This is a genomic window from Alcaligenes sp. GCM10023179 (genome assembly GCF_042653705.1).
Taxonomy (GTDB): domain Bacteria; phylum Pseudomonadota; class Gammaproteobacteria; order Burkholderiales; family Burkholderiaceae_B; genus Alcaligenes; species Alcaligenes phenolicus.
This window is the reverse complement of the sequence record NZ_JBHSIQ010000001.1, coordinates 1,769,796-1,781,859: the sequence shown is the minus strand read 5'-3', so window position 1 is coordinate 1,781,859 and position 12,064 is coordinate 1,769,796. Positions and strand designations below refer to the sequence as shown.

The 12,064-nt window shown below is 56.2% G+C and carries 10 protein-coding genes; 4 read left to right on the top strand and 6 right to left on the bottom strand.

From position 1 onward, the window contains the following. The first annotated feature begins 17 nt into the window (after positions 1-17). A complete protein-coding gene (locus ACFPDR_RS08030) occupies positions 18-878 on the top strand; it encodes a class I SAM-dependent methyltransferase (RefSeq protein WP_035271803.1) in 861 nt (286 codons plus the stop codon). A 133-nt stretch (positions 879-1,011) separates the two neighbouring features. Further along, positions 1,012-1,518 carry a GNAT family N-acetyltransferase gene (locus tag ACFPDR_RS08025; protein WP_376910977.1) on the top strand — a complete coding sequence of 169 codons (507 nt, stop codon included), beginning with the start codon at positions 1,012-1,014 and terminating at the stop codon, positions 1,516-1,518. Between the two features lie 546 nt (positions 1,519-2,064). Here the strand turns inward: ACFPDR_RS08025 and ACFPDR_RS08020 are convergent. Both ACFPDR_RS08020 and ACFPDR_RS08015 read right to left on the bottom strand, forming a co-directional pair. After that, a complete protein-coding gene (locus tag ACFPDR_RS08020; RefSeq protein WP_137430301.1) occupies positions 2,065-4,515 on the bottom strand; it encodes a penicillin G acylase in 2,451 nt (816 codons plus the stop codon). A 154-nt stretch (positions 4,516-4,669) separates the two neighbouring features. Next, entirely contained in the window at positions 4,670-6,082 is a 1,413-nt protein-coding gene (locus ACFPDR_RS08015; protein ID WP_240688290.1) for an NAD(P)/FAD-dependent oxidoreductase, read from the bottom strand. 218 nt (positions 6,083-6,300) lie between these two features. Here ACFPDR_RS08015 and ACFPDR_RS08010 point away from each other — a divergent pair, with 218 nt between their 5' ends. Then, positions 6,301-6,969, top strand: coding sequence for a TetR/AcrR family transcriptional regulator (locus ACFPDR_RS08010; protein ID WP_137430300.1), 669 nt, complete (start codon positions 6,301-6,303; stop codon positions 6,967-6,969). Positions 6,970-7,290: 321 nt separating this feature from the next. Here ACFPDR_RS08010 and rlmD read toward each other — a convergent pair whose 3' ends face one another. From rlmD to surE, 4 genes are all read right to left on the bottom strand, one after another. Next, positions 7,291-8,601, bottom strand: coding sequence for a 23S rRNA (uracil(1939)-C(5))-methyltransferase RlmD (rlmD, locus tag ACFPDR_RS08005; RefSeq protein ID WP_226349773.1), 1,311 nt, complete (start codon positions 8,599-8,601; stop codon positions 7,291-7,293). Between the two features lie 296 nt (positions 8,602-8,897). Further along, complete coding sequence (locus tag ACFPDR_RS08000) at positions 8,898-9,722, bottom strand: peptidoglycan DD-metalloendopeptidase family protein (protein ID WP_009462088.1); 825 nt, start codon at positions 9,720-9,722, stop codon at positions 8,898-8,900. A gap of 23 nt (positions 9,723-9,745) precedes the next feature. Beyond that, on the bottom strand, positions 9,746-10,570 hold the full coding sequence (locus ACFPDR_RS07995; protein ID WP_376910976.1) for a protein-L-isoaspartate(D-aspartate) O-methyltransferase: 825 nt from the start codon (positions 10,568-10,570) through the stop codon (positions 9,746-9,748). Next, positions 10,567-11,307: a 5'/3'-nucleotidase SurE gene (gene surE / locus ACFPDR_RS07990; RefSeq protein WP_226349772.1), complete on the bottom strand. Its 741-nt coding sequence runs from the start codon at positions 11,305-11,307 to the stop codon at positions 10,567-10,569. Before surE ends, ACFPDR_RS07995 begins: the two co-directional genes overlap by 4 nt. A 115-nt stretch (positions 11,308-11,422) precedes the next feature. Here surE and plsY point away from each other — a divergent pair, with 115 nt between their 5' ends. Further along, the gene (gene plsY, locus ACFPDR_RS07985) at positions 11,423-12,064 is read left to right on the top strand and encodes a glycerol-3-phosphate 1-O-acyltransferase PlsY (RefSeq protein ID WP_045929950.1); all 642 of its coding nucleotides are present in this window, start codon (positions 11,423-11,425) and stop codon (positions 12,062-12,064) included.

Below are 12,064 nucleotides of genomic sequence, written 5' to 3'. Positions count from 1 at the left end.
ACAACAGGAGTATTCCAATGAAATTCACTGGCTGTCCAAGCCCCTCGGCCATGCGTGTCGCCACTTCACGAGCAGCGCACCAGATTCTCGAAGGCGACCTGGTATTCAAGGACCCCTTCGCCATAGCGTCTTTGGGAAGCGCCAATGCTGCATCACTGATGCGCGAACCAATGGTGCAAAACGATGTCCCGTCACGCTCCATGCGGGCGGGCATCGTAGCCCGCTCACGATTCGCGGAAGACCATTTGCTGAAAGCCATTGCCAACGGGACTGTGCAATACGGCGTAGTCGGGGCAGGTCTGGATACATGGGCACTGCGCAGTGCGTCCACGCTTCCTGCCGTCACCACGTTTGAACTGGACCAGCCTTCAATGCAGAAATGGAAGACAGACCTTTATACAGACAACGGATGGGCTCAGCCCGCAAGCCTGCGCTATGTAGCCACCGATTTGCGGGAGATGACCAGTGTTGATGGTCTTCTCGCAGGTGGAGCAGACCTTGCCAAGCCTGTCAGCCTGTCTGTGCTGGGGGTGCTCGTCTACCTTTGCAACGATGTGGTTGAGCGCGAGATTGCTGCGTTACAGCAACTTGCTCCAGGCTCCACCGTTACGCTGGACTACCGCCTGGATGAGGCCCAACTGCATCCTGTGGAGCGAGTCATGATGCAGTTCACGGCCAGCATGATGGCTGCGGGAGGCGAGCCGTGGCAATCATCTTGCACGCCGGAGCGCATGCGTGAACTGCTGTCATTTGCGGGCTTTGAAGTCGATGAAGACTTGGGGCCGGCAGAACTCAACGCCCGCTATTTCGCGGGCCGCAGAGATGGCTTGCAGATTGCAGGCGGCGGCTTCCGTTATCTGAGTGCGGTCAAGCGATAGACTGACCAAGAGCATCTGTACAGTTTGCGTGCAGATGCTACCCCACAATCGTTGTGGAGGACTGCACCTCACTAAAGTGCCTGGTTCACTGGCGCGGGTGCAGCCTTCCAATTGACCGGTCATTTCCGCCCACATGTTCATTCGTGTTGCCACCCTTGAGGACGCGGCATATTTGCCGCGAATCGAAAAGTCCGCCAGCGAGCTCTATCGAGCTATCCCCCATTTGGATTGGCTGGCAGCTGGCCAGGTCATCGCGCGGGCTGAACATGAGCGGCTCATTCTCAAGAGAAGCGTTTGGGTCGCTGAGACATCGCAGGACAACCTGGTCGGATTTTTGAATGCCGAAGTTTTGAATCATGAGCTTCACATTTGGGAGCTTTCTGTTCATGGCGATTGGCAACGACAAGGTGTTGGCACGGGACTGCTTCGCAGCGCTTACCAATATGCGGTGGAGACCGGCTTGGCTGCGCTGACGCTGACGACTTTTAAAGATGTTCCGTGGTGTGCGCCGGCGTATGCAAAATTCGGGTTCAAACCCGTGATGAACCCCGTCCTGCATCTTCGAGATGCGCTGAATGCCGGAGGCGGCTTAGTTCACCATGAGTGCCCACAGTGGTGCAGACTTAAAGCATTAACGTGACAGCGGCTGTGGAGGTTCCTGCAACTCCCACACCGGTGCCGCTGTTTGGCGAACTGGGGGAGCGGCTGCTGTTGTCGGTGATGGTGCTGGGCTTTGCAGCGCTCGGCCTGTACATGCGCCGCTAGTGATGGCGTGACGATTGCAATGCAGCGAAAGCTGCGCCTATAGCTGGCGGTAATTGATGGCCGCTGGCTTTTTAGAGCACTAGGGAGTCATGTCCTTGGTGCTTTTTTGTGGGCGCCGGGTACGGGCTGAATGACCGCTTTGGTGCAAGACGAACTTCCGGTTTGGGTCGTTTTCTGCCCGATAGATCTGCCAGCTTCTGTTAGATCAACCAGAGTCAATAGATTTATACCGCTTCGACCTACTTCCAATCCTGCCTGCCCGGACTGGCAACTTAGACTTCGTACTCAGCTTCGCTGCTGATACTGGCAAGCTACCTTTGCGAATTCCCTCTGAGGGGTGCATCTCCAGGCCTGCTAACCCCCCCCAGCAGCGATCGAAGAAACGGCACCGCCCCAAAAAGTGCAGGTGCCGCACTCAACGTTAAGGCTGCGGCTGAATCAAAAGCATCGTGCTGCTTTGCGCATTACGACGAATGTCCGTATGCGTCACATCCATCGTCTTGCACTCGAAGTTCTCGTACAACTTCAGCTGATCCTCATAATGCGGGCTGCGGACACCATTACGGTCGGTGAAACCGCTTTGGCCGGGCGGCATGGCATCGCAGAACTCCACGCCCTTGGCATCAAACACCACACGGTTGTTTTCCGTGCCTCGGTTTTGATAGCCGGTAAAAGCAAAGGTATTGCCCGACGTCGTTTGCGGCGTTCCCGTGAAGTTCTTGTCACTGAAGCGGTGCACCGAGGTCGGCATGGTCCAGCGCTCCATCTGGGCACCCTGCTCCTGGCTCAAGCGGGCCTGCGCATTTTGCAAAGCTGTGTACATGATTTCCTGAGACGAACGCTCACCAAAGACATTCACACGCTTGGGATCAGGATGGGCTTCCAGGGCCAAGGCACGCAACAGTACCTTGGTGCCCATGCTCAAGTTGATCGAACCAGGGTTGGGACCTTGCTGCGTGGCAAAACCCGTCTGGCTATACATGGCGCGATGCGATTCAGGCACCACCGGCATCAGGACTTGCTTGTACATTTCTTCCAGCCAGGTTTTGAATAGCACCCGAGCCGGTCCGGCATTTTCTCCAGCTTTATCGCGTTCCATACCATCCCAGGCCAGCAAGGCCGTCAACGCCGCCTGACCAGCGTCATTGGCAGGTAGACTTTGCGCCAGCTTTTCCAGATGCGGACGGAAGTAGCGCCAGTTCACATCGCTGTAGGACGCCTTCTTGTTGAACGCCCAGATCTCCTGCACGCTGAACACATCTTTCTGCTGATACTGGCTGGTCAACTCGTTCATTCGGTCGCCATAGGTCCAGTAGTAAGTATCCGTATTGGTCTTATTCGGCGCAGGCTTGTTGTTCCAATTGACCAGATAGCCCTGGGGCGGATTGTAGGCTTTGGGAATCGCGTCGAAACTCTTGATGCCCTGCCACTCCATGCTGCCATCCCCTTTGGCTGGCACGCGGATATCCTGATCGACAGGACGGTGGGGCAAGAAAGCAGGAGAGACATAGCCGATATTGCCGTGCTTGTCGGCGTAGTACCAGTTGATCGAAATCGCCATCTTGCTGGCCTGATCCAGAAACTCCGTCCAGTTGCGCGCCTTGGCTACATTTAGCCAAGCCAGCAAGGACTGCACCTCATAACCATCCCAGCTGCGCTTCTTGCTGTAAGCCGTGCCCTGTTCGTAATCAAACTGCATCACGGGGCCGTGTACGGTGCGCCATATCGTCATTTCACGATCAGCCTGACCGCGTACCTGGATACGCTCCTTGCGCTGCTCCATCGTGCGCCAGGCATTGTTGAACCAGTACTGATCGGCACGCGCCGGGTTGAGTTTCTCCTGATACATATCCACCACGTCCTGGGGACCAGCAGTCGCCCCCCAGGCAATCTCGCTATTGGTGCCGAACAGCACAATGGGATACGCAAAGGGAGTATTGCCCACCACATCAAAACCTGCACCATGTAGGCCGATACCGTAGGTGTAGGCCGGGTTGTACCAGCCAAACTGCGGGCCATTGATCAAGACCGTAGACCCATCCTGAACGCGCTCGGGACGAGTGCTCCACAGATTGCTGGCCTTGGGCGCGAAGTCGGGACCACGGCCACCCCAGCGCTGGTCCTGACGCTCCAGCTCGGCAGCCAGCACTTGTGAAGAAACATGAGCCAGATTCTGCGTCCCTGCTTGCGCCTGTGGCTTGCGCTCGGCAGCGGGTGCCGGAACGGTGGTGGGGGCTGTTGTGTCATTGATCCACAGCAGTTCATCAAACAAGGCACGGCCACGTTCCGGGCCGTGCTGTTTTTCCAGAGACTGGCGCATGGCCAGCGCGGTGACTTCCAGATTCGTGTCGGAGAAGCGATTGGCCATGGAGCCCACCCAGATCATGACCACATCAAAGTCGGTCAGCGGCTCGGGCTGGAAATCAAAGTCTATGTATTCTTTAGGCAGCAGTTCAGGACGACGGCGCACCTGCTCCAGATAAGCGTTATAGCCATCGGCGTAGCCACGGAAAATATCGCGCTCATCTTTGGACAAGGCTGCAATCTGCCGCTGAATAGAGGCAGGGGTGAAGTTCTGTCGCACCTGCATGTCGTACTTGACGTAGACATCCTGCTCGCCAGGACCCAGAACGGCGGCTGTTGTGCCTACAAAGGAGCGGCGCGCCATATCCATCTGGAACAGACGGTCTTGGGCGACCGCATAACCATAGCCGTAATACAAGCCATAGTGGCTGTCGGCAAAGACGTGCGGCACACCATAGCTGTCACGCATCACCTCTACCGACTGCACCTGCGCATGGGCCGGTGCCCCCGCCAAACCCAAAATCAAACCAGTGGCCGCAACCCCTGTACGAACAAGCCCTTTCTGCATATCTGTCCCTTGTTTTTATGATACTGAAAATTCTTATGAACCTAAAATATTGAAGCCAATACAAATAGGAAATCACAATGTAAAACAATCAGGATCGAAAACAAGTAAGGGCTTGCCCTAGTCAGCGCTGCTAAGCAGGGGCTTGAAAACGTATTTAGAAAGACACCAGACGACCGGGATTCACCGCACTCATCATGCCAATGGCGGCCTTGACCACTGGGATCGCCAGGCCGGACAACTGATGGCCCAGAGGAATGCTGCGATGGGTGATATCCGTCAGCATGGCAAAGTCCTCGTTGCGACCCATGACGTCGTCACTAATGGCTTTACCAATACGCACGGTTTGCGCCACGCCGTGACCACTCCAGCCATGCACCATGTACACAGGTACCGCATCCTCGGTCTTGCGCGAGTCAGTTGCCCCGTTCAGAGTAAAGTCACTGATCCCGCTCCAGGAAAAGTCCAGCTGTACCTGTTCCAGCTGCGGGAAAACGGTCTGAATACGATCCAGCAGGTAGTCATTGATACGTTCGGGGGACCAACTGGTGCCGGTGCCCTGCCCGCCAAACAACAGGCGGTTTTGACGCACGGCGCGGTAATAGTCGATCTGGAATTGCGTGTCATACACCGCACGGTCTGTAGGCAGCAACTCGCTGACTGGACACTCCAAAGGTTCAGTCACACCTACGTAGGTATAGAACGGAACAGTGGTATTGGATTGCGTCGGCAAAAACTGCGAAGTCGTGTCATGCACGGCCAGCACCAAGGCCTGACGGGCCAGAATCGTGCCACCGGGGGTGATAGCCAAAGCGCCCTTTTCCGTCTGCTCGATTTCTTCGACCGGGCTGCCTTCATAAACTCGACCGCAATGCTGAACCAAGCCATACACCAGACCACGCAGTAGTGCCAAGGGATGCAACTGACCGCCCAGAGTATCCACCACAGCACCGTGATACAAGGGCGAGCGGATTTCCTGCTCCAGCTCGTAGCTACCCACAACTTCCACGCTGGTATCGCCCAGATAGCGTCGGGCATCCGCCCCCTCTACCAATGCGCCCATATGGCCTGCGTGAATGGCAGCCGTTAAATGGCCACGACGACGATCAAAATCCAGCTCGTAATCCTGAGCAATCTGATCGAGCAGATCCATGGCTTCATGCGACGCGAAGCGCCATAAACGACGGGCCTCATCCAAAGGCAGATGCGCAATCATGTCTGCGGCTTCCCAACGGGCCAGACCGGGAGTCAGCTGACCACCGTTTCGACCTGAAGCGGCAGAGCCAATACTGTCTTTTTCTACCAGCACCACGTCCAGGCCGGAGCGGGCCAGGTGCAAGGCGGTAGAGGCCCCCAGCAAGCCACCACCCACTACCAGCACATCACATTGCGTGTCGGCTTGCAGAGGATCAAAGCGGGTCCAGGGGGCTAGCGATGCTTCGTAATACGTCGCGGGCGCGACGGCTTCGTTCAGATGGCCTTGTCGCCAGTTCCACAATCGGGGATTACTGACCAGCAAGCTCTCTGCGCTGGAAACATCGTTTAAAAGAGTCGGTTTAGAAATAAGCATAAATGTCCTGTGTCTGTTACGGCCTTTTGGCCGCCTGGATCACAGAGCGGAATGCTCCGGTGACGCCCCGTCAACGCGGCGTTCCGTTCTGTCTCGTTATCAACACCCCGTTATAAAAACGGGGTGGAACGATCTTCTTCTACGCTGTAGAATTAATTTATTCTACTCTGTAGAGTTAAACTTGGCAAATCTGCCCTTTCCCTATCAAAGGAACTCTATTGGCCCAAGCACCCGCCTCGCGCACACGCAAACTGAATAAGGACGAGCTGGTCATCGCCGCCGTCACCTTAATGGAGGAAGCCGGAGACAGCGGCTTTTCTTTACGCAAGCTGGGAGAGCGAGTCGGTTGCGATCCAATGGCCGTGCTCTATCACTTCAAGTCCAAGGACGGCTTGCTGCGTGCGATGGCAGATTATTTGACAGGCCGCATTCAGGCCGTGGATACAGGTCTGTCGTGGACAGAGCGTTTGTATGAATTGGCCCGACAGTACCGTGAGCTGGCCTTGGGCCACCCACAGACTTTTCAGCAAATGCAGCGTTTTCTGAATACCGGCAAAGCCGACTATCTGGTTCTTGAGCAGGTATACAGGGCCTTGCGCGATGGCGGTTTGAGCGATGCCGAAATCCCCGCCGCCTGTGTGGGCTGGTATGCCGCTTTATATGGATTGATTCAGGGCGAGTTAGGTGGACTTATCCGCCCGGTGACTGAGGAAGAGCTAAACGAACTGGAACAATGGCCCGCCGAGGATGTGCCTATGCTGCGCCAGATTCTGCCGCGCTTTGTGCATCTGCAATCCGAGCAGGTATTCAAGATGATGATGGAGCTGATACACGATGGCTTGATTGCCCATGCTGGTAAAGCGGCGACACCTGCCACCAAGCAGTAAAACCAGCAACGGACCGAATCAAACACACAAAACCGATCAGCCAGCCTAGCCTTCAAACGTGGTGATAAAAAGCATATAGCTGCCGGCCACCTTGGCAAGGACACGGGCTGGCTCATGCCCACATCTCGAGAAAAGCACCTGAACGCGACTGATCTTTCCGCCAGCCTTCAAAACGCGATACCACCCAACTGGTCGGGATTGAAGGCAACAGCACCTTGGGCGAACGAGCTGACAAAGCCCCCAAGAAAAAACAAAATGCCCCGCAAACTGGAACTCTGTCCAATTTGCGGGGCGTTTTAGTTCAAGCCTGCTTATGTGTACTTAGCGTGTAAAGACGGCAATTGATTCCACGTGTGCCGTATGCGGGAACATATTCACCACCCCGGCCGATTCCAGCGTGTAACCACCCTGGTGAACCAATACACCGGCGTCACGAGCCAGAGTACCTGGGCTACAGGACACATAAACCAGACGCTCGGGGCGTTCATGCTTTTCCAGTTGCGCCAAAGCGGTGGCCACAGCGAAGGCACCATCGCGCGGCGGGTCGATCAGCATGCGGTCGAAATGCCCCAGGTCACGCAGCCATTGCACGTCCACTTCAAACAGGTTCAGGGTAGTAAACTTCGCCTTGTCCTGCAGGTCGTGGGCCAAGGCTGCTTCACCGGCACGTTCAGTCAAGGTGCTGCTGCCTTCAATGCCAACCACCTCGGCGGCACGGCGTGCCAGCGGCAGGCTGAAGTTACCCAGACCACAGAACAAGTCCGCCACACGATGCTCGGGCTTGACGTCCAGCAGGGTCAAGGCACGCGAGATCAGGCTGCGGTTAATGTCGTGGTTCACCTGCGTAAAGTCCGTAGGGCGATACGGCATACGCAAATCAAATTCGGGCAGTGCGTAGGCCAGCTTGTCCGCATCTTCGCGCAGCAAAGGATGGGCCGTTTCCGGGCCCTTGGGCTGCAGCCACCAGCTGATGTCGTGCTCCTGACCGAAGCTCTGCAAACGCTGGATATCTTCGCTAGTCAGCGGCTCCATGTGACGCAGGGTCAAGGTGGTAATCTTGTCGCCCATGGCCAGCTCGATCTGAGGCAAACGATCCGGGCGAGACAAACCAGCCAAACAGGAACGCAAGGGTTCCAGCAAGGCAGAAACCTTGGCAGGCAGTACCCGACATTCCGTCATGTCCACCACATAGCGGCCATTCTTTTCACGGAAACCGACCAGCACCCCACCCTTTTTAGGCACGTAGCGCATGGAGAAACGGGCGCGATAACGGTAGCCCCAGTAAGGGCCGTGCAAGGGCGCCAGCACACGGCCCGGCTGCACCTTGCCGATATGGCCCAGGGAATCTTCCAGAACGCGCTGCTTGACCGCAACCTGGGCCGAGGGCTCCAGATGCTGCATGGCACAGCCACCACAGACACCAAAGTTGGGACAGGGAGGTTCAGCACGCTGCGACGAGGCTTTCAACAAGGCCGTCATGCGGGCTTTATCGTAGGAGTCCTTGGAGCGCACCGTCTCGGCCAGTACTTCCTCGCCGGGCAAGGCACCTTCCACAAACACCACTTTGCCCTCTTTGTGGGCGACGCCGCGTCCTTCCAGATCCAGCGATTCAATTAACAATACGTCAGACATTCGATAAAAACCTAAATAAGCGTCCTGCCAAGCAGAATGGCGCAGTTGCATTGCTGCAAACGATGGCGAATCGCTGATTTTACAATGAGCATTCGGCACAACGGGTAAAAACAAGCAGAACGCGGCACTAGCGGTTCCGCAACGCTACTAAATTCTAAATGCCCCGCCGGCCGACAGGCATAGCCTTCAAGTTGGAAGAGCAATCTGCACTCAAAAAGTCATTCAATTGAGCACCCTCGAACAGGGCGCACAAAAAAAGCGGCCAGAAGCCGCTTTTTTCAGTCCAGATACCGAGCTTATCGCGTAGGCAGGTACGAGATCGGGTTGACCGGCGTACCGGAGCGACGAATCTCGAAGTGCAGTCGTGGCGAGGTGGTGTCAGACTGACCCAGATCGGCAATACGCTGCCCCTTCTTCACCTGCTGACCCGTTTTAACGTGCAAGACACTGTTATGAGCGTAAGCAGTGATAAAGCCATTGCTGTGACCGACCAGCACCATGGAGCCTAAACCGCGCACACCGTTACCGGCGTACATGATCTTGCCATCCGCTGCGGCAACCACGGGGTCGCCCACCTTGCCTTCGATATCAATACCCTTGGTCGAGGCATTGAAACCCTGGATGATCTTGCCACTGGCAGGCCAGCCCCAGGCGATCAGAGCCGCGTCGCTGGCGCGAGGCGCAGACACGGGCGTTTCAGTCTTGACCGGGGTGGCCGGGCTGACTGGCGAGGTCTGTGTGCTACCGCTACCGGCTGGGCGAGTCGTCACTGCCGCCATCGAGGTATTGCCGTCCAGACGCAAGGTTTGACCCACGCGCAACATGGAAGGATCCGTAATCTGGTTCAACTGGATCAGCGAATTCACGTCCATGCCGTGCGCTTGTGCAATCTTGTAGAGCGTATCGCCGGGGCGTACCACATAGGTACCCGAGGCACTGCTGACGCTGCCTGCCGCCGAAGAGGAACTCAGGTCAGTGACTGGAGCGCGCTCATTACGGCTTGCACAACCAGCCAGCAGGGTACTGGTGACCACAGCCGCCACCAGGCACTGACGGGGCGTCAAGAACCACTGTGTACCGGTGGAAGCAGCGGTTAACGGTAACCTGACTGCATGCTGCATATAAATCTCCTGAGAATATCTGACTAAATCTGGGTTCCGGCTCGCATCGGCACGAAGCGAACCGCATCAAGTTCTTCACGACGCCAAGTAGCCTGTCCGGTGCGTTCCACCAAAACCAGGCGCTGTTGTGTCGTACCTTCAGGGGCGATCAGTCTCCCCCCCAATGTTAATTGTTCCAATAAGGTTCTGGGAATGACCGGACCGGCTGCCGCCACAACAATAGCATCATATGGTGCCGCGGCAGGGTAACCTTGCATTCCGTCACCAAACATTATTCGAGCCCGTTGCGACAGCCCTAATTGGCGCATGTGATCGCGAGCCATATCGCACAAGCCTTTGATACGTTCTACCGCATACACTTCTTTGACCAATTGTGCCAAAACAGCAGCCTGATAACCACATCCGGCCCCCACTTCCAGCACCTTGGTCGGTATTTTCTGGTCACACACCAGGCTGATCATATGGGCTACAACCCAAGGCTGGGAGATGGTCTGCGCAAAGCCGATAGGCAAGGCATCATCTTCATAGGCCCGACTGGCCAAACCCTGATCAACAAACTGATGGCGCGGTACTGCCTGCATAGCCGCCAGCACTCGTTCGTCGGTAATTCCTTGACGGCGCAAGCGCTCGATCATCATGCCACGCGAGCGTTCCGAGTTCAAACCCAGGTTGACACTTGTTGACACTTGCGGTGACAAACCGGCCGATGGTGTCGGTTGTAACTGACCCCGTTGCACAATACGGGTATTGCTGTTGCTGGCAGACAGGCCACTGCCCAGGCTGGACTTGCCGAACCGGTTCCGAGTGCCGTCTGCAAAAGGATAGCGCTTGCCTGGTTTACTTGTCATTGCATCCAGTCCCGCAATCCGGCCAGTTGCTCGTGGTGAGTCAGGTCCGCGCGCAAGGGCGTAATGGATACTGCACCTTGTTCCACGGCCCCGAAATCTGTGCCCTTCTCGCTATCGGACACACCACCAACACGGCCAATCCAGTACACGGGCTCGCCATAAGGCGTCTGGCTTTTTACGACCGGCTCCGAAGGATGACGCTTGCCCAGGCGGGTGACTTGCGTGCCCTTCAAGGCTTCGTAGGGCAAACACGGAATATTCACGTTCAGCAAGGTATTGGCCGCCAACGGCTTCTTCTGACAGCGCTGTACCAGATCCCGTGCCACGCGCGCTGCGCTGTCCAGGTTCTTCCAGCCGCGTTCGATCAGGGAAAACGCAATCGCGGGAATACCAAACAAGTGGCCTTCCATCGCGGCCGCTACCGTGCCCGAATACAAGGTGTCGTCGCCCATATTGGCGCCGTTATTAATGCCGGACACAATCAGATCGGGACGGAAATCCAGCAAGCCTGTCAGGGCCACGTGCACACAATCGGACGGTGTACCATTAACAAAATAAAAACCATTGCTGGCCTGGCGCAGCGACAGGGGACGATTCAAGGTCAGGGAATTGCTGGCACCGCTGCAATTGGTCTCGGGTGCAATGACAGTCAGCTCACCCAGTCCTTGCAAGGCTTCATACAAAGCCTCGATACCGGCTGCTGTATAGCCATCATCGTTGGAGACCAGAATACGCATGCTTTACTTTTCCGTTAAAAATCTAACAGGGGCAGCAAATTGTACCCGCTGCCTTTGGTATTTTGCTGCAAGGCCGGTAGAATCCGCGCAACAATAATTGTGGAGCTCAATCCTCATGAACGCCGTTTCTTTTGCTGTGGCCGCCCCGCTTGTCGCCCTCTTGTCCTATTTACTGGGATCCTTGCCGTTTGCCGTAATCGTCAGCAAGATCATGGGCTTGCAAGACCCTCGCACCTTTGGTTCGAAAAATCCGGGAGCCACTAATGTACTACGTAGCGGCAATAAAAAAGCAGCTATCCTGACCTTGTTGGGCGATGCCTTCAAAGGCTGGCTGGCTGTCTTTCTGACCCAACAGGCCATCAGCAACTGGGGCTGGGCACCGACTTTACTGGGTGTCAGCGCCTTTTTTGCCTTTTTGGGTCACTTGTACCCGGTCTTTCTGGGCTTTAAAGGCGGTAAAGGCGTGGCAACCGCGCTGGGTGTCATCCTGGCCCTGCTGCCCTGGCTGGCTCTGGCTACCGCGGCCACTTGGCTGATTATCGCTTATGTCAGCCGTTACTCCTCGCTGGCAGCCATCATCAGTGCCGTGTTTGCCCCCTTGTTTTACCTGCTCGGTGCCAAGGTGGTCTGGCCCATGAATGCCTCTATTGCCACGGCCCTGGTCCTGATCAGTGCCTTCTTGCTCTGGCGTCACCAGGAAAACATTCGTCGTCTGATGACGGGCAAAGAAAGCAAGATCGGTTCCAAGAAAAAATAA

Coding starts and splice junctions, on each gene's coding strand:
- ACFPDR_RS07995 (WP_376910976.1), bottom strand. CDS start 10,570: ATGACAAGTAAACCAGGCAAGCGCTATCCTTTTGCAGACGGCACTCGG.
- ACFPDR_RS08015 (WP_240688290.1), bottom strand. CDS start 6,082: ATGCTTATTTCTAAACCGACTCTTTTAAACGATGTTTCCAGCGCAGAG.
- surE (WP_226349772.1), bottom strand. CDS start 11,307: ATGCGTATTCTGGTCTCCAACGATGATGGCTATACAGCAGCCGGTATC.
- ACFPDR_RS08020 (WP_137430301.1), bottom strand. CDS start 4,515: ATGCAGAAAGGGCTTGTTCGTACAGGGGTTGCGGCCACTGGTTTGATT.
- plsY (WP_045929950.1), top strand. CDS start 11,423: ATGAACGCCGTTTCTTTTGCTGTGGCCGCCCCGCTTGTCGCCCTCTTG.
- ACFPDR_RS08000 (WP_009462088.1), bottom strand. CDS start 9,722: ATGCAGCATGCAGTCAGGTTACCGTTAACCGCTGCTTCCACCGGTACA.
- rlmD (WP_226349773.1), bottom strand. CDS start 8,601: ATGTCTGACGTATTGTTAATTGAATCGCTGGATCTGGAAGGACGCGGC.
- ACFPDR_RS08025 (WP_376910977.1), top strand. CDS start 1,012: ATGTTCATTCGTGTTGCCACCCTTGAGGACGCGGCATATTTGCCGCGA.
- ACFPDR_RS08030 (WP_035271803.1), top strand. CDS start 18: ATGAAATTCACTGGCTGTCCAAGCCCCTCGGCCATGCGTGTCGCCACT.